The organism is Pantoea sp. UBA7232, from assembly GCF_002473195.1.
GTDB classification, from domain to species: Bacteria; Pseudomonadota; Gammaproteobacteria; order Enterobacterales; family Enterobacteriaceae; genus Pantoea; species Pantoea eucrina.
Window position 1 is genome coordinate 179,567 of record NZ_DKTK01000018.1, and the last position, 19,446, is coordinate 199,012.

Annotated in this window: 16 protein-coding genes; 10 read left to right on the forward strand and 6 right to left on the reverse strand. The window is 54.4% G+C overall.

The genetic code is table 11. The features are described from left to right. The first annotated feature begins 245 nt into the window (after window positions 1-245). Both gapA and B4056_RS15340 read left to right on the forward strand, forming a co-directional pair. Window positions 246-1,244 carry a glyceraldehyde-3-phosphate dehydrogenase gene (gapA, locus tag B4056_RS15335; protein WP_039384694.1) on the forward strand — a complete coding sequence of 333 codons (999 nt, stop codon included), beginning with the start codon at window positions 246-248 and terminating at the stop codon, window positions 1,242-1,244. A gap of 72 nt (window positions 1,245-1,316) precedes the next feature. Next, a complete protein-coding gene (locus tag B4056_RS15340) occupies window positions 1,317-2,201 on the forward strand; it encodes a D-hexose-6-phosphate mutarotase (RefSeq protein WP_150034356.1) in 885 nt (294 codons plus the stop codon). Here B4056_RS15340 and B4056_RS15345 read toward each other — a convergent pair. Together B4056_RS15345 and B4056_RS15350 are read right to left on the reverse strand one after the other, a co-directional pair. Next, window positions 2,198-3,046, reverse strand: coding sequence for an aldo/keto reductase (locus B4056_RS15345; RefSeq protein WP_369826775.1), 849 nt, complete (start codon window positions 3,044-3,046; stop codon window positions 2,198-2,200). The genes B4056_RS15340 and B4056_RS15345 overlap by 4 nt on opposite strands. Window positions 3,047-3,108: 62 nt before the next feature. Beyond that, complete coding sequence (locus B4056_RS15350; protein ID WP_094111089.1) at window positions 3,109-3,858, reverse strand: MipA/OmpV family protein; 750 nt, start codon at window positions 3,856-3,858, stop codon at window positions 3,109-3,111. Between the two features lie 412 nt (window positions 3,859-4,270). Here B4056_RS15350 and yeaG point away from each other — a divergent pair, with 412 nt between their 5' ends. From yeaG to B4056_RS15380, 6 genes are all read left to right on the forward strand, one after another. Continuing rightward, window positions 4,271-6,205, forward strand: a complete 1,935-nt coding sequence (gene yeaG / locus B4056_RS15355) for a protein kinase YeaG (protein ID WP_065649162.1) — start codon at window positions 4,271-4,273, stop codon at window positions 6,203-6,205. A gap of 88 nt (window positions 6,206-6,293) precedes the next feature. Further along, the gene (locus B4056_RS15360; RefSeq protein WP_039384703.1) at window positions 6,294-7,571 is read left to right on the forward strand and encodes a YeaH/YhbH family protein; all 1,278 of its coding nucleotides are present in this window, start codon (window positions 6,294-6,296) and stop codon (window positions 7,569-7,571) included. A 227-nt stretch (window positions 7,572-7,798) separates the two neighbouring features. Continuing rightward, window positions 7,799-9,526: a potassium/proton antiporter gene (locus B4056_RS15365; RefSeq protein ID WP_039384705.1), complete on the forward strand. Its 1,728-nt coding sequence runs from the start codon at window positions 7,799-7,801 to the stop codon at window positions 9,524-9,526. Window positions 9,527-9,602: 76 nt separating this feature from the next. After that, window positions 9,603-9,836, forward strand: a complete 234-nt coding sequence (locus B4056_RS15370; RefSeq protein WP_039384706.1) for a DUF1480 family protein — start codon at window positions 9,603-9,605, stop codon at window positions 9,834-9,836. Window positions 9,837-10,211: 375 nt separating this feature from the next. Next, window positions 10,212-11,678, forward strand: a complete 1,467-nt coding sequence (wbaP, locus tag B4056_RS15375) for an undecaprenyl-phosphate galactose phosphotransferase WbaP (RefSeq protein WP_094111088.1) — start codon at window positions 10,212-10,214, stop codon at window positions 11,676-11,678. 118 nt (window positions 11,679-11,796) lie between these two features. Then, window positions 11,797-12,990, forward strand: a complete 1,194-nt coding sequence (locus B4056_RS15380; RefSeq protein ID WP_039384710.1) for a multidrug effflux MFS transporter — start codon at window positions 11,797-11,799, stop codon at window positions 12,988-12,990. On the opposite strand, the gene dadX is transcribed toward B4056_RS15380, so the two are convergent. After that, window positions 12,983-14,053 (reverse strand): catabolic alanine racemase DadX, encoded by a 1,071-nt coding sequence (gene dadX, locus B4056_RS15385; protein WP_039384712.1) that lies wholly within the window; start codon window positions 14,051-14,053, stop codon window positions 12,983-12,985. The two genes, B4056_RS15380 and dadX, sit on opposite strands and share 8 nt — an antisense overlap. Window positions 14,054-14,074: 21 nt before the next feature. Further along, a complete protein-coding gene (locus B4056_RS15390) occupies window positions 14,075-15,376 on the reverse strand; it encodes a D-amino acid dehydrogenase (protein ID WP_104085079.1) in 1,302 nt (433 codons plus the stop codon). Between the two features lie 489 nt (window positions 15,377-15,865). On the opposite strand from B4056_RS15390, the gene B4056_RS15395 reads away from it, so the two are divergent. Beyond that, on the forward strand, window positions 15,866-17,401 hold the full coding sequence (locus B4056_RS15395; RefSeq protein ID WP_039384715.1) for a SpoVR family protein: 1,536 nt from the start codon (window positions 15,866-15,868) through the stop codon (window positions 17,399-17,401). A 35-nt stretch (window positions 17,402-17,436) separates the two neighbouring features. Here B4056_RS15395 and fadR read toward each other — a convergent pair whose 3' ends face one another. Further along, window positions 17,437-18,156 (reverse strand): fatty acid metabolism transcriptional regulator FadR, encoded by a 720-nt coding sequence (fadR, locus tag B4056_RS15400; protein WP_039384716.1) that lies wholly within the window; start codon window positions 18,154-18,156, stop codon window positions 17,437-17,439. Between the two features lie 285 nt (window positions 18,157-18,441). On the opposite strand from fadR, the gene dsbB reads away from it, so the two are divergent. Further along, on the forward strand, window positions 18,442-18,972 hold the full coding sequence (gene dsbB, locus B4056_RS15405) for a disulfide bond formation protein DsbB (protein WP_039384717.1): 531 nt from the start codon (window positions 18,442-18,444) through the stop codon (window positions 18,970-18,972). A gap of 11 nt (window positions 18,973-18,983) precedes the next feature. On the opposite strand, the gene B4056_RS15410 is transcribed toward dsbB, so the two are convergent. Next, complete coding sequence (locus B4056_RS15410) at window positions 18,984-19,430, reverse strand: YcgN family cysteine cluster protein (protein WP_039384718.1); 447 nt, start codon at window positions 19,428-19,430, stop codon at window positions 18,984-18,986. Window positions 19,431-19,446: the final 16 nt, after the last annotated feature.

Consider the following 19,446-nt stretch of genomic DNA (forward strand, 5'->3'; position numbering starts at 1 on the left):
CCTGGTCGCTGCAGCGTGGTTTTGTGATGACGATCACTCTTTGTGACAAACTTCCCTTTTCACACGCTAATCAGCGTAAGATAGACGCGCTGTAAAATCGGCGCGCAAGCGGTTGCAATACAGATTATTCCTGGCGTTGGAATTGACCTGTCGCAACAATTGACACGATTCCGCTTGACGCCTGGTAAGGTTTTTGTAATTTTACAGCCAACCTTTTATTCACTAACAAATAGCTGGTGGAATATATGACTATCAAAGTAGGTATCAACGGTTTTGGCCGTATCGGTCGCATCGTTTTCCGTGCTGCTCAGCAGCGTTCAGACATCGAAATCGTCGCGATCAACGATCTGCTCGACGCCGATTACATGGCTTACATGCTGAAGTACGATTCTACCCATGGTCGTTTTGACGGCACCGTAGAAGTACAGGATGGCGCGCTGATTGTTAACGGCAAAAAAATCCGTGTTACCGCTGAGAGAGACCCGGCTAACCTCAAGTGGGACGAAGCAGGCGTTGACGTTGTTGCTGAAGCAACCGGGATCTTCCTGACTGACGAAACCGCACGTAAGCATATCTCTGCCGGTGCAAAGAAAGTGGTTCTGACCGGTCCATCTAAAGATGACACCCCGATGTTTGTACGCGGTGCCAACTTTGATAAATATGCTGGCCAGGATATCGTGTCTAACGCATCCTGCACCACCAACTGCCTGGCACCGCTGGCAAAAGTCATCAACGATAAATTCGGTATCGTTGAAGGCCTGATGACCACCGTTCACGCCACCACTGCTACCCAGAAAACCGTTGATGGTCCGTCACATAAAGACTGGCGCGGCGGCCGCGGTGCAGCACAGAACATCATCCCATCGTCTACTGGCGCAGCAAAAGCGGTTGGTAAAGTACTGCCAGAGCTGAACGGTAAACTGACCGGTATGGCTTTCCGCGTTCCTACGCCTAACGTCTCTGTGGTTGACCTGACCGTTCGTCTGGAAAAAGCAGCGACCTACAAAGAGATCTGTGAAGCTATCAAAGCGGCTTCAGAAGGCGAAATGAAAGATGTACTGGGCTATGTTGAAGATGACGTGGTTTCTACTGACTTCAACGGCGAAGTACTGACTTCAGTATTCGATGCCAAAGCAGGTATCGCGCTGAATGATAACTTTGTGAAACTGGTTTCCTGGTACGATAACGAAACCGGTTATTCCAACAAGGTTCTCGACCTGATTGCTCTGGTTGCTGCTAAATAAGCGACCAGGCTATATCAATAAGGGTGACTTCGGTCGCCCTTTTTTTTCGACCAGATAAACAGAGGCTGAACGATGCCAAATACGCTTTTTACACTGCCTGTGACAGAGCAGATAACCCCTTACCTGTCGCTGCGTCAGCAGGATGATCTGCCGGTCGTGGTTATCAGTCATCCGAAAGTTCGTGCGGCTATCGCGCTTCAGGGCGCGCATCTGCTCGCCTGGCAGCCCAGCGGTCAGCAGCCTGTTCTCTGGCTGAGTGATAAAAGTGCGTTTAAAGCAGGTAAAGCGATTCGCGGCGGCGTGCCGATCTGCTGGCCGTGGTTTGGCCCTGCCGGTGAACCGGCTCACGGATTTGCCCGCACCCAGCCATGGAGGCTGACAGCACACGATGAAAATGACGATGCCGTCATGCTGACCTTTACGCTGGAAAGTAACAGCCAGACCAAAAAGCTCTGGCCTCACGACTTTACGCTGCTGGCCCGTTTCCGGCTGGCCGATCAGTGCGAGATTGAACTTGAAGCCTGGGGCGATTTCGACGCGACAGCCGCGCTGCATGCTTATTTTAGCGTAGCGGATATCGCTGAGACCGCAGTCAGCGGGCTGGGTAAGACGTTTATCGATAAAGTGGCGGATAACTCACCGGGTGAAAACAGTAGCGGCGTACAGCGCTACCCGGGACGGATTGACCGTATTTATACTGCGCCTGACGAGTGCAGCGTGATCAAAGACAGCAGCGGCGGCAGGCAGATTGAAGTTTATCATCACTATCAAAGTGACGTTGTCACCTGGAACCCGGGTCCTGAACTCTCCTGCAGCATGGCGGATATGCCGAATGATGGCTACAAGAGCATGGTCTGCGTCGAGACGGCGCGCATCACTAAGCCGCTAAAAAGCGCGGGCGAAACACCTGCCCGCCTGGGGACAACCTTACGCGTGCGCAGCGCTAAGCCAGCTTAAACCACATCCAGCGGCACGCGCTGCTGCGGAGCAGGAAACAGCTGGTCGAGCAACGCGATCTCTTCAGCGCTGAGCGTGATGTTCAGCGCCGCAGCGTTTTCCTGAACGTGCGCGACGCTGCCTGCTTTAGGTATCGCTATGAGACCCTCATGCCGGATCGCCCAGCTCAGCAGCAGCTGCGCCACGCTAATCTGCTTATCCCGTGCCAGCGCCAGCAGCTGCGCATTATCAAACAGCGCCTGGCGCAGCCGCCCCGCCTGGGCCAGCGGGCAATAAGCCATTACCGGCATGGCGCGCTGCTGGCAGAGCGGCAGCAGCGTATGCTCAATGCCGCGGGATGCAAGATGATACAGCACCTGGTTCGTCGCGCAGGAGAAGCCGCCCTCTTCTGCCCACAGCTCTTCCATATCATCGCTGTCAAAATTTGATACGCCCCAGCTGCGTATCTTTCCCTGCGCCACCAGCTTCTCCATGCCGCGAAGGGTCTCCTCCAGCGGGATATTACCGCGCCAGTGCAGCAGATAAAGATCGAGGTAGTCGGTTTTAAGTCGCTGCAGGCTGCGCTCACAGGCTCCGGTGATATCAGCTTCGCTGGCGTTCCACGGATAGACTTTGGAAACCAGCCAGGCGCTATCACGTCGTCCCTGCAGCGCTTCACCCACCACTCTCTCAGCTTCCCCGTCAGCGTACATTTCGGCCGTATCTATCACCTGTAATCCGGCAGCAAGCCCCGCCTGCAGCGCAGCGATCTCCTGAGCACGCAGCGCGGGGTTTTCCCCCATATACCAGGTTCCCTGCCCGATAGCGGGCAGCGAAGCACCATTGATCCAGACGTTTTGCATCATCCCTCCTGCGCGGTACGGCTATAAAAAAAACAACGCCTGATATCAGGCGTTGGGATAGTGCATCAGAAGCTGTAGCTGAGGCCGGTCCAGAGCGTGACCTGGCCGTTTTTATCGACCATCGGGCTGTCTTTAACCTCATCATCAAAGCGCGTGTAGCGCCCGGAAAAACTGGCGTTCCAGTTTTGGGTAAGCTGGTAGCTGGCGTTCAGCTCGACATAGGGCGACCAGCTGTCATCGGGCCGGTAGGTGGCGATACCGCTACGGGCACTCTCATGCGAAGAGACGCCATAGTAGTAACGGTTTTGATTTGCGCTGTTCCACAGGGCCCCGATACCGGGCGTCAGGCTGAATGCGCCAAACTCAAAGCGGTAGAGATACGTCAGATCCCAGATGATGCCATTACTGTTATTCAGCACATCACCCAGTAATGCCGTGCGCAGGATCCCCCACTCTGCAACATGACGATAGGTGCCACCCGCCATTAGCGTCATCCGGCGCTTATCCAGAGATTTCATATCGCCAAGATCGTTATCATCCGGGTCATACTGCTGTGGCGAACCGAGAAGCGTCAGCGACAGCTGATTCTGCGGGTCTTTCCACAGGTAATAGCCGCCCTGCAGGCTGCGAAACCAGAAGTTTTCGCCTTCATAGTTGATAACCGGTACGGGCAGATAGCGATCCTGTCCGCCACGATAAGGCGATTGAGCATAGATAACAGAGGCGCCCAGCGACAGCGGGTCAGCATGAGCAGTAAATGCGGTCACCAGCGCGGGCGACAGCAGCATAAGCGCAGAAAGTTTAAAGGTGTTCACTATATATTTTGCCTGTTAAGTCACTAATTGCTTTTGCAGTCTAGCGAATATTTTGCAACAGAGGCAATCTGCTGTTAACCGTAATGGCTAATTCTGCCACTCTTCACATCTTGCAGAAATTTACGCAGCTTATACCGAACAGAGTTGTTGGCATCTTTACAGGCCGTCTCCCATCCTTACAGGCGAATATTTCGCAAAACGATCGTGGCTTAAAACAATATGCGGAAATTTGCGCGTTTTTTGTGCGCTAATCGTTTAATCCTGCGCCACTTACTACTTGATCTTTATCCGATACACGCTCATAACAATAGAGAAGCAGAGAGATTTATATCCTTAAAATTGAGAGGTTGGCACCACTGTTTGTAAGGTTACGCTTATTGTTCCCAACAATTCTAACAGGACGGGCATCGCTATGAATATATTCGATCACTATCGTCAGCGTTATGAAGCTGCCAAGGACGAAGAGTTCACACTGCAGGAATTTCTTACTATCTGTAAGCAGGATCGCAGTGCATACGCCAATGCGGCAGAACGACTGTTAACGGCTATTGGTGAGCCCGTTATGGTTGATACCGCTCAGGAGCCACGCCTTTCCCGTATCTTCTCGAATCGTGTTATTGGCCGTTACCCGGCGTTTGAAGAGTTCTACGGTATGGAGGAAGCGATTGAACAGATCGTCTCTTACCTGAAACATGCGGCGCAGGGGCTGGAGGAGAAGAAGCAGATCCTCTATTTACTCGGTCCGGTGGGCGGCGGTAAATCCTCTCTCGCTGAACGTTTAAAAGCGCTGATGCAGCGCGTGCCTATCTATGTACTGAGCGCCGATGGCGAACGCAGCCCGGTTAACGATCATCCTCTGTGCCTGTTTAACCCGCAGGAAGATGCCAATATTCTGGAGAAAGAGTATGGCGTACCGCGGCGTTACCTTGGCACCATTATGTCGCCGTGGGCAGCAAAACGTCTGCATGAGTTTGGTGGCGATATCACCCGCTTTAAAGTGGTAAAAGTATGGCCATCGATTCTGGAACAGCTGGCTATCGCTAAAACTGAACCCGGTGATGAAAACAACCAGGATATCTCCGCGCTGGTAGGTAAGGTTGATATTCGCAAGCTTGAGAATCATGCGCAAAACGATCCGGATGCCTATGGTTACTCTGGTGCGCTCTGCCGCGCGAACCAGGGCATCATGGAATTCGTAGAGATGTTCAAAGCGCCGATTAAGGTGCTGCACCCGCTGCTGACTGCTACGCAGGAAGGCAACTACAACGGTACTGAAGGCATTTCCGCTCTGCCTTTTAACGGCATTATTCTGGCGCACTCCAACGAATCGGAGTGGGTCACCTTCCGCAACAATAAGAATAATGAAGCCTTCCTCGACCGTGTCTATATCGTTAAGGTGCCCTACTGCCTGCGCGTTTCAGAAGAGATCAAGATTTACGAGAAGCTGCTTAACCATAGCGATCTCACCACTGCGCCCTGCGCCCCTGGCACACTTGAAACGCTGGCCCGTTTCACTATCCTGTCGCGGATGAAAGAGCCGGAAAACTCCAGCATCTACTCGAAAATGCGGGTGTATGACGGCGAAAGCCTGAAGGATACCGATCCCAAAGCAAAATCCTGGCAGGAGTATCACGACTACGCGGGCGTCGACGAAGGGATGAATGGCCTCTCAACCCGTTTTGCCTTCAAAATTCTGTCGCGCGTGTTCAACTTTGATCACACTGAAGTGGCGGCTAACCCGGTTCACCTCTTTTACGTGCTGGAGCAGCAGATTGAGCGGGAGCAGTTTCCGCAGGATCAGGCAGAGAAATATCTGGAGCATCTGAAGGGTTATTTAATTCCGAAATATGCGGAGTTTATCGGTAAAGAGATCCAGACCGCTTATCTGGAGTCCTATTCTGAATATGGTCAGAATATCTTTGACCGCTATGTCACTTATGCCGACTTCTGGATCCAGGATCAGGAGTATCGCGATCCGGATACCGGGCAACTGTTTGACCGTGAGTCGCTTAATGCGGAACTGGAGAAGATTGAGAAACCAGCCGGTATCAGTAATCCAAAAGATTTCCGTAATGAAATCGTCAACTTTGTTCTTCGCGCCCGGGCGCAAAATAGCGGCCGTAATCCAAACTGGACCAGCTATGAGAAACTGCGCACGGTCATTGAGAAAAAAATGTTCTCCAATACTGAGGAGCTGCTGCCGGTTATCTCGTTCAATACTAAAACGTCTACCGATGAGCAGAAAAAACATGATGATTTTGTCGACCGTATGATGGAGAAAGGCTATACCCGCAAACAGGTGCGTCTGCTCTGCGAGTGGTATCTCCGCGTGCGTAAATCGTCATAATCGATCCGTAAGCCCGGCGCCTTGCGTGCCGTTAATCAGGCCGGGGAACCCTTTCCGGCCTGGCTTACACTGCAGTTGAGGGGAAACCATGGCCTATTTTATCGATCGGCGTCTCAACGGTAAAAACAAGAGTGCGGTCAACCGGCAGCGCTTTCTGCGCCGTTATAAGTCGCAAATCAAGCAGTCGATTTCCGAGGCCATCAACAAGCGTTCGGTAACCGATACAGAGAGTGGTGAGTCGGTGTCGATCCCGATTGATGACATCAATGAACCCGTATTTCATCAGGGTCGCGGCGGAAGCCGCCATCGTGTTCATCCCGGCAACGATCACTTTGTACAAAATGACCGTGTCGAGCGGCCTCAGGGCGGCGCGGGCGGCAGCGGCAGTGGTCAGGGCAACGCCAGCCAGGATGGTGAGGGGCAGGATGAGTTTGTCTTTCAGATATCGAAAGATGAGTATCTCGACTTACTGTTTGAAGACCTGGCGCTGCCGAACCTGCGCAAAAATCAGCATCGCCAGCTCAATGAGTTTAAAACGCACCGTGCCGGGTTTACCTCAAACGGCGTCCCGGCCAATATCAGCGTGGTACGCTCATTACAGAACTCGCTCGCCCGACGTACGGCTATGACAGCAGGCAAGCGCCGTATGCTGCATGAGCTGGAAGCTGCCCTGCATGAGGTAGAAAACAGCGAGCCGGCACAGCTGCTTGAAGAAGATCGACTGCGTCATGAGATTGCTGAACTGCGCGCGCGTATTGAACGGGTGCCGTTTATTGACACCTTCGATCTGCGCTACAAAAACTTTGAAAAACGTCCTGAACCCTCCAGTCAGGCGGTGATGTTCTGCCTGATGGACGTCTCCGGCTCTATGGATCAGGCCACCAAAGATATGGCCAAACGGTTCTATATTCTGCTTTACCTGTTCCTGAGTCGTACCTATAAAAACGTTGAAGTGGTGTATATCCGTCACCATACGCAGGCAAAAGAGGTGGATGAACAGGAGTTCTTCTACTCGCAGGAAACCGGCGGCACCATTGTTTCCAGCGCGCTGAAGCTGATGGATGAGGTGGTCAAAGAACGTTATGACCCGTCCCAGTGGAATATTTATGCGGCGCAGGCATCAGACGGAGATAACTGGGCAGATGATTCGCCGCTATGCCACGAGATCCTGGCGAAGCATATTTTGCCGGTGGTACGCTATTACAGCTATATCGAGATCACCCGGCGGGCCCACCAGACTCTGTGGCGCGAATATGAACACTTACAGGCTATGTTTGACAATTTTGCTATCCAGCATATTCGTGAACCTGAAGATATCTACCCGGTATTCCGGGAGCTTTTCCACAAGCAGGCTGCCGAGGCCTGAATCGTAAGCCGGTCACTGACCGGCTTTTTTATATCTGATTACGACCTGTTTACCCGCAAAACGACCCGCCTGTTGCAGGATTTTCCTGTTTAATGTCATCATAGCTCGCATAAACAAAAAACAGGAAATTAAGCGCTGACAAGCCGTTGATAAGGCATTATCTTTTGAACTTATTTGTACGAATTGTTCGTGCTTGTCAGTTTTGCCCCGGTTGCAGGAGAATGCTATTGAATACCAGCATGATTTACAGTCTTTTTATTATTGGTTCCGTGCTGGTCGCTGCAAGCATTTTACTGAGCTCATTTTCCTCGCGTCTTGGCATCCCCATTCTGGTGATCTTTCTCGCGCTCGGTATGCTGACCGGTGTGGATGGCATCGGCGGTATCGCCTTCGATAACTACCCGGTAGCCTATCTGGTCTCCAACCTTGCGCTGGCGGTTATTCTGCTGGACGGCGGCATGCGCACGAAAGCCAGCTCGCTGAAAGTCGCGCTCGGTCCGGCGCTGTCGCTGGCAACAGTAGGCGTCATGATCACCGCCGGCCTGACCGGTTTGATTGCAGCCTGGCTGTTTAAACTCGACCTGATGCAGGGATTTTTGATTGGCGCCATTATCGGCTCAACGGACGCAGCAGCGGTTTTTTCTCTGCTGGGTGATAAAGGCCTCAACGAACGCGTCAGCTCTACGCTGGAGATTGAATCGGGCAGCAACGACCCGATGGCGGTATTTCTGACCATCACGCTGATTGATATGATCCAGCAGGGTCAGAGCGGCCTGAGCTGGATGTTTGTGGTACATCTGGTACAGCAGTTTGGTCTGGGCATCGTCTTTGGCCTCGGCGGCGGGTGGGCGCTGCAGCAGCTGGTTAACCGTATCAGCCTGGCTCAGGGGCTTTATCCGCTGCTGGCGCTTAGCGGTGGCATTATCGTATTCGCGCTGACCACGGTGATGGAGGGCAGCGGGATCCTCGCGGTCTATCTGTGTGGCTTTTTACTGGGCAACAGCCCTATCCGCAACCGCCACGGCATTCTGCAAACGTTTGATGGCATGGCCTGGCTCAGCCAGATCGGCATGTTTATTGTGCTGGGGCTGCTGGTGACGCCATCCGATTTGTGGCACATCGCCCTGCCGGCCATGATCCTCTCACTCTGGCTGATTCTGGTGGCCCGCCCGCTTTCGGTACTGGTCGGACTACTGCCTTTCAAAGGATTCACCGGTCGGGAACGTATTTTTATCAGCTGGGTCGGCCTGCGCGGCGCCGTGCCGATCATCCTGGCCGTGTTTCCGATGATGGCGGGACTGGAGAATGCCAGACTCTATTTTAATATCGCTTTCTTTGTGGTGCTGGTATCACTGATGCTGCAGGGAACGTCGCTGGGTTACGCAGCGAAACGCGCCAGAGTGGTTGTTCCGCCGCTCGCCTCGCCTGTCAGCCGTATCGGGCTTGATATCCATCCGGAAAATCCGTGGGAGCAGTTTGTCTACCAGCTCAATGCCGACAAATGGTGTGTGGGCGCGGCGCTGCGCGATCTCAAAATGCCGCGTGAAACGCGCATTGCGGCGCTGTTCCGCGATAACACGCTGATGCATCCCAGCGGCGCTACCCGGCTAAAAGAGGGTGATGTACTGTGCGTCATAGGCCGCGAGCGCGATTTACCGGCGCTGGGTAAAATGTTCAGTCAGACGCCGCCGGTGGCCCTTGACCAGCGCTTTTTCGGCGACTTTATCCTCGACGCTGATGCACGCCTGCGGGACGTGGCACAGATTTATGGCCTGGAGCTGGATGATGAAACCAGCGATCAACAGTCGCTGGGGCAGCTGGTGATGAGCCTGCTCGGCAGCACGCCGGTGGTAGGCGACCAGGTGGAGTGGAAGCAGCTGACCTGGACCGTCGCGGAAAAAGAGGATAATAAAATCATGAAAGTCGGCGTGCGCGTCAGCGAAGAGCGAGAATAATCTGAGGTTTTAGCGCCCCTGAAGCGGTCAGCAGCGACTATGATTTTACTTATCAGTCAGCAAACGGGAGCAAAAAATGGGAACGGTAGTCAAAATTGGTCGCTATGAAATTGTTGATGCGGAGATGGGAGGCGATAAACCTGATACCGTCTCTATCCCCTGCCAGACTAACCCGGGCCTGAGCTATCAGCTTGATGGCTGGGATCATGAGACCAGCGTGCCGGCGTGGATTGATGGCGAGCCTGTCGATTTGAAAATTGGCCACTACGATAAAGAGCAGGATCGCTGGGTACTCAATCGCCCCGCCTGATCTCACCACACCGTCATACCTGCGTATGGCGGTGATTCCTAAAAATTGCTGAAAAAAAACGCTGTTTTTGTCCTCTTTTTCATCATCATCTCTCTGTTTTCAATAACATAGCTGATAGTCCCTCAGGTCAATAATTTCCTTTTAAGAGTAATTCCATATTAACTCCGTCAGATTCCTCTTGCATACTCGTAAACGTTGCTGCTGTTTTCGTGACTTGTATCACGTCTTATCCGGCCCTTGCCGTGCAGCGCTTGAGTGATCACTAATGGTTAGTGTGCTGATAACAAACGTTATTTTTCCTGTCAGCCATTAACCCTGAGCGCGTACTTGATTCTGGTCAGGCCATCTTTTACTTAAGAAAAGAGAGCGGGTGTTATGGCAAGTACAATTGTAATGAATGACGCAAGCCGCTCATGGAGCGGCCTGCGCAAAAATCTCATTGCTAAAGTCGCATTAAGTCTTTCCGATCTTATTGCACTTAATCTGGCGCTGTTTTTATCCGCGGCTACCGTCCAGGGGATTTGGGGAGAGCTGGACAGCTTTATTCCGCCGCAGCAGATTGAGTACCGGTTTATCGCGCAGCTTGGCCTCTCGGTACTCTGCACCGCCTGGTTCTGGGTCCGGATGCGGCACTACACCTACCGCAAACCTTTCTGGTTTGAGCTGAAAGAAGTGGTTAAAACGCTGTTTGTTTTTTCACTGCTGGATCTGGCGCTGATTGCCTTTTCAAAATGGGACTTTTCACGCATGGTCTGGGTGTTCAGCTGGAGCTGGGCGCTGCTGCTGCTGCCGCTGATGCGCGCAATGGTAAAACGGGCGATCAGCCGTGCAGGACAGTGGCAGAAAGAGACCATTATCATCGGCTCAGGCAAAAATGCCCTGGAAGCCTATGCCGCGCTGCAGAGTGAAGAGATCCTTGGTTATAACGTGCAGGCGTTTATCTCACTGGATGATGAAAACACCCCGGATAAACTCAACGGCGTGCCGGTTATCACCCGCAAGGATATTAACTGGCAGACCATGGATCGCGATAACACGCAGTTTATCGTGGCGACCGAATATGAACAGCAGGCGGTGCGCGATCACTGGCTGAAGTTTCTCTCCAGAATGAAATGCCGCTCTGTCTCAGTGATCCCGACGCTGCGTGGCGTACCGCTTTACGGTACCGATATGTCATTTATCTTCAGTCACGAAGTGATGATTCTGCGCGTCAGCAATAATCTGGCCAAGCGCTCATCGCGCTTCCTGAAGCGCACCTTTGATATTGTGGTAGCGTCGCTGCTGCTGTTGTTTCTCGCCCCGGTATTTGGCCTGCTCTGCTGGATGGTGAAACGCGATGGCGGTAACGCTATCTATGGTCATGAGCGCGTAGGTCAGGATGGTGCCAAATTTAAATGCCTGAAGTTTCGCTCTATGGTCACCAACTCGCAGGACGTCCTGCAGGCGCTGCTGGCAACCAGCGAAGAGGCGCGGGCAGAATGGGATCGTGACTTTAAGCTGAAAAACGATCCGCGCGTTACCCGCATCGGCGGCTTCCTGCGTAAAACCAGCCTCGATGAGCTGCCGCAGCTCTGGAATGTGATCCGCGGAGAGATGAGCCTGGTAGGGCCGCGTCCGGTTATCGAAGCTGAACTGGAGCGCTATGCCGGTGACGTTGATTACTACCTGATGGCCAAACCGGGTATGACCGGTTTATGGCAGGTAAGCGGTCGTAATGATATCGATTATGACACCCGCGTCTATTTTGATTCCTGGTATGTAAAAAACTGGGCGCTGTGGACCGATATTGCCATTCTGTTTAAAACCGCTGGCGTGGTACTGCGCCGCGACGGTGCCTACTGACCGCTCTCTGTGCGATGCCCGCCGTCCGGCAGGCATCGCCTTTTCACTTTAGCGCTTTCTTTTTATCCGCAGACTCATTACCCTTCTCGCCTGTTTAACAGGACGTTTCTGGTTCTTCATGCAAAAATTTACGCTTATTCTGCTGAGTCTGGTGCTGCTGGCTCCGCTCGGTATTGATCTCTACCTGCCTGTTCTGCCGCAGATTGCCGATGGCCTTAACGCCCCGGTGAGCCTGATCCAGCTTACCATCCCGCTGTTCCTGCTGGTGATGGGCATAGGTCAGCTGGTGACGGGTCCGCTGGTGGACAACTTTGGCCGCAAGCCCGTGGCGCTGGCTGGCCTGCTGCTCTATATCGTGGGCAGCGCCGTTGCGGCAACCGCCACGCTCTGGCCGGTATTTTTCCTGGCCCGCATTATTCAGGGCTGCGGCGTCTGCTGCAGCGCGGTGGTGGCATTCAGCGGCGTACGCGATCGCCTGAGCGGCGATGAGGCGGCACGCGCTTACGGATTTCTGAATGGCGCGCTAAACATCGTTCCGGCTCTGGCACCGCTGCTGGGCGGCCTTCTGGCGGAAGCCTATGGCTGGCGTGCACCTTTCTGGTTCCTGTGCAGCTATGCGCTGGCGATTGGCCTGCTGGTGATCGTGGCCTTACCGGAAACCCGGCCGGCGGATACGCTGCGGGTGAAGGGATTGCCGCTGGCGCAATATGGCGCGATTCTGCGCCAGCCGCGCTTTCTCGCTTTTGCGTTTGCCAATGCAGGCGCGCTGGGCATGGTGCTGACCTACGTCTCTCTGGCTCCGCATGTGCTGATGACTGAAGGCGGCCTGACGCCGCTGCAATTCTCATTTGCATTTGGGGCCAACGGCTTCTGGATCATGCTGGTCAGCGCCTTTGTGAATAAAACGATCCGCAAAGCGGGCCGGCCATTTTGTCTGGCGATGGGCTTTATTACGATGCTGCTGGGGGCAATACTGCTGCTGGCGGGCGCTCACCTTCTGCCTGCTGAATGGCAGCCTCACTGGGCGCTCTATATGATCCCTGTGGCGGTCTCGGTGGCAGGCCTTGCCTTTACCGTTGGCCCGGCCACCAGCTATGCGCTGGAACCCTATCAGCAGCAGGCGGGTGTAGCCGCAGCGCTGCAGGGCTTTATTCAGATGGCGGGAGGCGCTGGCGGCAGCATGCTGATTGTTGCCCTGCCGGTCGCGGAAAAATCGTCACTGGCCCTGATGATGCTGACTGGCGCAGCGCTGGCACTGATTGCCTGGCGCTGCAGCCGTAAAATACGCGGCAGCGTGACCGCGCTTAAATAACCTCAACCGGCACGCGCGGGGCAAGCGCGCACATCAGCTCGTACCCGACCGTGCCGGCCGCTGCAGCAACGTCATCAATCTTCACGTCATTACCCCACAGCTCAACGGCGGTGCCGATACCCGCCTGCGGACAGGGTTCGAGATCGATCATCATCATATCCATCGACACCGTTCCCAGGGTGCGGGTGCGTACGCCGCCAACGGATACCGGTGTGCCGGTAGGTGCATGGCGCGGATAACCATCTGCATAGCCGCAGGCCACAATACCAATCCGCTGCGCTCCGCTGGCCCGGTAGCGATAGCCGTAGCCGACGCCATCGCCCGCTGTCAGCTGCTGCACGCCGATAATTTCACTGCTCAGCGTCATAGCCGGCTGCAGCCCGGTACCGGCGATATCCTGCCAGCGACCGCTGGGTGAGGCGCCATACAGCACGATGCCGGGGCGAACCCAGTCATAATGCGTAAGCGGGTGCCACAACGTGGCGGCGGAGTTAGCGAGCGAACGCGGACAGTTCAGGCCTTCAGCTGCCTGCTCAATGCGCTGCAGTGGCCCGGCTACCCCCTCGGGATTATCGGCATCAGCGAAATGTGCCATCAGCGTGATCTCACCTACCCCCGGCAGCGCACGCAGTTTTTGCCAGGCGTTATGCACCTGTTCAGGGCGAAAACCGAGCCGGTTCATACCGCTGTTCATTTTCAGGTAAACATCCACGGGAGCAGAGAGCTGTGCGGTCGCCAGCGCTTTGATTTGCCAGTTACTGTGCACGCTGGTGGTCAGCCGGTAGCGATCGATAAGCTTCAGATCGTCTGCGTGGAAAAAACCTTCCAGCAGCAGAATCGGTTTTTTCCATCCCTGCTCGCGCAGCAGAATAGCCTCTTCGAGATTGAGTAACGCAAAACCGTCGGTGCTCTCCAGCGCCTGCCAGACGCGGGCAATGCCGTGTCCGTAGGCGTTAGCTTTGACCACTGACCATACGTGTGACTGCGGCGCGGCCTGACGCACCACAGACAGATTATGACGCAGCGCCTGTCGGTTAACCGACGCGCGCACAGGACGTGACATAGTGTTAACTCTCCGTGAGTGTTAGCGTGCGATATCCGCGCGGCGTAAAGGCGATGCGTGCGAGGCAAAACCCGGCAGATAGCGCAATACAGAGAGATCGTCTGCGGCAATCGCGGGTTTCTGACCCGATACAATATCAGCCAGTAGCTGGCCGGAACCACAGGCCATGGTCCATCCCAGCGTACCGTGTCCGGTATTGAGATAGAGATTTGTCAGCGGGGTACGTCCCACAATTGGCGTACCGTCTGGCGTCATCGGACGCAGGCCCGTCCAGAAAGAGGCCTGTTCGATAAACCCGCCTTCAGGATAGAGATCGCGCACCACCATCTCCAGCGTTTCCCGCCGTGCCGGCAACAGTTTGGTGTTAAAACCAACAATTTCAGCCATGCCGCCTACCCGGATACGGTTATCAAAGCGGGTCACAGCGACTTTATAGGTCTCATCAAGGATCGTAGAGCGTGGCGCAGCGTCAGCATCTTTTACCGGAATAGTCAGCGAATAGCCTTTCAGCGGATAAACCGGAATGGCGAGGATATCTTTCAGCAGCGCGGTCGAATAGGAGCCAAATGCCACGACGTAAGCATCCGCTTTAATCACTTCATCTCCGCACTTCACACCATAGATGCGGTTGCCTTCACGCAGTAACCGATCAACCGGCGTATTGAAGCGAAACGTGACGCCTGCCGCCATAGCCATTTCTGCCAGGCGTTGGGTAAAGAGCTGACAATCACCGGTTTCATCATTAGGCAACCGCAGGCCACCGGTCAGCTTGTGCGCGGTAGCTGCCAGCGCCGGCTCGGCACGCTGCAGCTCATGAGCCTGCAGCAGCTCATAGGGCACGCCCGCCTCTTTCAGCACGGCGATATCTTTACTGGCGCTGTCGAACTGCTGCTGAGTACGAAACAGCTGCAGCGTTCCGCCCTGCCGCTCTTCATAGGCAATTCCGGTTTCCGCCCGCAGCGTTTTCAGGCAGTCGCGACTGTATTCAGCGATACGTACCATGCGGGCTTTGTTTTCCTGATAGTGGCGCATATCGCAGTTACGCAGCATCTGCCACATCCACTCAAGCTGAAACCGGCTGCCGTCTGGCCGCATCGCCAGCGGTGCGTGGCGCTGAAACATCCATTTAATCGCTTTCAGCGGCACGCCAGGCGCGGCCCACGGCGCCGCATAGCCAGGCGAGATCTGACCGGCGTTACCGGCACTGGTTTCCAGCGCGGCGGCAGGCTGTCGATCGATGACGGTAACCTCATGTCCGGCCTGCGCCAGATACCAGGCACTTGCCACTCCCACCACCCCACTACCCAGAATCACGACACGCATAGGCCCCCTCGAGACAAAAGCATAATTAACTGGCATGAGCACCTGAGTCAGAATAATCAGGCTGCTCTGTTTATCTTAGAATTGACCCGGCTATTTCACATCTTTTTTAACATTCTGCACACTTAAATCCTTCCTGATAGCAAAGATCAGAGTTTTACCGCTTCTGAAGCGCTGACCGGAGCGCTTTGTCAGAAAAAAATCAGGGCTTTTTCCCTTTTTCAGCAGAATCACCCGCTGCTGCCTGACTGCGGTTTTTACAGTTTATTATTCTGCATTTTGATTTGCAGCCGGATTAATATCTCATAGCATGGTGTAATCGCGCTATCCGGATGATTTTCTGCCAAAAGAATTCGTTTGAGTTCCGTTATCGGATGCGAGACAGTGAACTATCATTGATCTGTTCGCTCAGTTTTTGGGCGCTCTTTCTCAGGACGAAGCCTTCACCCGTGTGGCAGGGTATTCCTGCCGCCTGCAAAACAGAGGTGCGCTATGACGACAATGTTTGACGAGCCAACCCGCAGCAGTAAACGACTCAGTGACGGGCCCGACTGGACATTTGAACTGCTTGATGTCTACCTGGCTGAAATCGACCGCGTGGCGAAAAGCTACGGGCTTGATACCTACCCGCATCAGATTGAAGTTATTACCTCCGAACAGATGATGGATGCCTACTCCAGTGTGGGGATGCCGATCAATTATGCGCACTGGTCGTTCGGTAAAAAGTTTATCGAAACCGAGCAGCGCTATAAGCATGGGCAGCAGGGGCTCGCCTATGAGATCGTCATCAACTCTAACCCCTGTATCGCCTATCTGATGGAAGAGAATACGATGACCATGCAGGCGCTGGTGATGGCCCACGCCTGCTACGGACACAACTCTTTCTTTAAAAATAATTATCTGTTCCGCAGCTGGACGGATGCGAGTTCAATCGTCGATTACCTGCTGTTTGCCCGTAACTATATTGCCGACTGTGAGGAGCGCTTTGGTGTCGAAGAGGTTGAGCGTCTGGTTGACTCCTGCCACGCCCTGATGAACTACGGCGTTGACCGCTATAAGCGCCCGCAGAAAATTTCACTGCAGGAGGAGAAAGCGCGGCAAAAGAGCCGCGAAGAGTATCTGCAGAGTCAGGTAAATACGCTATGGCGTACGCTGCCGCGTAAAGAGAAAGAGGCGTCGCACATAGAAGCCGCGCGCTATCCCTCTGAACCGCAGGAGAATCTGCTCTACTTTATGGAAAAAAATGCCCCTTTACTGGAGCCGTGGCAGCGCGAAGTGCTGCGCATCGTGCGTAAAGTAAGCCAGTATTTCTATCCGCAGAAACAGACGCAGGTGATGAATGAGGGCTGGGCAACCTTCTGGCATTACACGATCCTCAATCATCTCTATGACGAGGGCAAAGTATCAGAACGCTTTATGATGGAGTTTTTGCACAGTCATACCAACGTTATCTATCAGCCGCCTTATAACAGCCAGTGGTATAACGGTATTAACCCCTATGCCCTGGGGTTCGCTATGTTCCAGGATATCAAACGCATCTGTCAGGCGCCGACAGAAGAAGATCGCCACTGGTTCCCCGATATTGCCGGCTCCGACTGGCTTAAAACGCTGCATTTTGCGATGCGCGAGTTTAAAGATGAGAGCTTTATCAGCCAGTTCCTGTCGCCGAAAGTGATGCGCGATTTCCGTCTGTTCACCGTGATGGATGACGATCGCAATAACTATCTGGAAATTGCGGCGATTCATGATGAGGCTGGCTATCGCGCCATTCGCCAGCAGCTCTCTGCCCAGTATAATCTCAGCAATCTGGAACCCAATATTCAGGTCTATAACGTGGATCTGCGCGGCGACCGCTCGCTGACGCTGCGCTATGTTCCTCAGCAGCGTGCGCCGCTGGATAAAAGCCGGCGCGATGTGCTGAAACATGTTCACCGGCTCTGGGGATTTGATATTCATCTGGAGCAGCAGAACGAAGATGGCAGCATAGAACTGCTCGACCGATGTCCGCCGCGTGCGCCCGGACTCTGAGCATAAAAAAACCGGACTGAAGAGTCCGGTTTTCTTTAGCGCTTGTTACCGAGATCGTCCGGCAGATTTTTCTGCATACTGTGCCAGATCTCCCCGCTGCGGCGTCCATACACCCGTACGCACTCAACCACCTGCTCCTGCGTCGGCTGCTGCGAACACATATCCGCCAGCTGCTGATAAAAGCTGCGTGCCAGCTCGCGCGCTTCGGAATCAGAGAAATAGTGGCGTCCGACCCGCGTATAGAGCCCTTTCAGTCCGTTGAGGATCAGACCGTAAATCGGATTACCGGAAGCAAACGCCAGACCGCGGAATACCCGGTAATCAAGCTCAGCATAGGCATCAGCCTGATCCTGCTCATGCAGCGCGCTCTCCAGCACTTCGCGGGCTTTTTCCGGATGGTGACGCAGCGCACGGCTGATAAAAATAGAGGCGATGTTGCTGCGTACTGAGAGCAAATTATCAATCAGCTGCGGCACGCTGTCGTGATCGAGCCGGGCCAGCGTCTCAAGGATGTTGAGACCTGAGGTTTCCCAGAAATCATTTACGCGCGTCGGCTTGCCGTGCTGAATAGTGAGCCAGCCATCACGCGCCAGACGCTGCAGCACTTCGCGCAGGGTGGTGCGGGTAACGCCAATCAGTTCAGACAATTCACGTTCAGCAGGCAGAATCGACCCGGGGGGGAAACGACTGTTCCAGATACTCTCAATTATGTACTCTTCTGCGAATCCTGCAGGGCTCTGCGCCTTGATAACCATAGCGTTACGTTCTCATTGCGTTCTTAATCGTCATTACACTCATCATACCAGAGGGGCTATAGCGGAAATAGTCTGCCGGCGGATTAAAAGCATGGCCTGGCGCAAATTTCAGCATGCGGGCTGAATGCTTTCACCTGGCCCGGGCCGGGCAAGTGGCTATCGGGTCAGACAACCTGCCACATAAACGATCTGCGTCATTTTTATCGCTGAATTCCTGATTGCAGGCTGGCAGCGTCGGGCTTTTGGTTTACACTGCCAGGCACTGATAGCTAAGGGAAATCCACTATGTTGCGATATCTGAATCTCTGCTCGCGCGGGCGTGGCGCCTGGCTGCTGCTGGCATTGACCGCGCTGGCGCTGGAGCTGGTGGCGCTGTTCTTCCAGCACGGTATGGGGCTTAAGCCCTGCGTGATGTGTATCTACGAGCGGTGTGCGCTGTTTGGCGTAATGGCGGCAGGCGTGGTGGGCGCTATTGCGCCGCAGACTCCGCTGCGCTGGGCCAGCCTGGCCATTTGGATCTACAGCGCCGCTGAGGGCTTGCGCTTATCCTGGGAGCATACCATGCTGCAGCTGCACCCTAACCCGTTTGTCACCTGCGACTTTGCCGCACGCTTTCCGGCATGGCTGCCGCTGGACAAATGGCTGCCCGCGGTATTTGTTGCCAGCGGCGACTGCGCTGAGCGCGGCTGGACGCTCCTCGGCTGGAGCATGCCGCAGTGGATGATCGCCATTTTTGCCGCCTACCTGCTGGTGGCGATAGTGGTACTTGTCGCTCAGATATTCAGGCCGCGTCAGCGCAACCTGTTTGGCCGCTGAGGGACGCAGAATCAGCCATTCCGATCGGGTCGGTCAATAATGTGATCTTCCCAGTCGCGTACTTCACTTTCGCGTACAGCGATGTAGCGCACCGAGATCCGCTGGGCATGCATCGCTTTTTTTGATCCCGCCAGCAGCGGATGCCAGGCGGGCAGCGCTTTGCCTTCGCCAAGCAGCCGGTAGGCGCAGGTGCGCGGCAGCCAGTTAAAGGTTGTGAGGTTTTCACGCGTGAGCTTGATACAATCTTCTTCATACTCAAACCGGCGTTCGTAGTTGCGGCACTGGCAGGTTTTAATATTCAGCTGGTTGCAGGCGACATTGGTGAAATAGATCTCATCCGTATCGGCGTCCTGCAGCTTATTCAGACAGCACTGTCCGCAGCCGTCACACAGCGATTCCCACTCAGCGTCGTCCATTTGTTCCAGACGTTTGGTCTGCCAGAAAGGTTGGTCACTCATCATTGCGGTCCGGGTT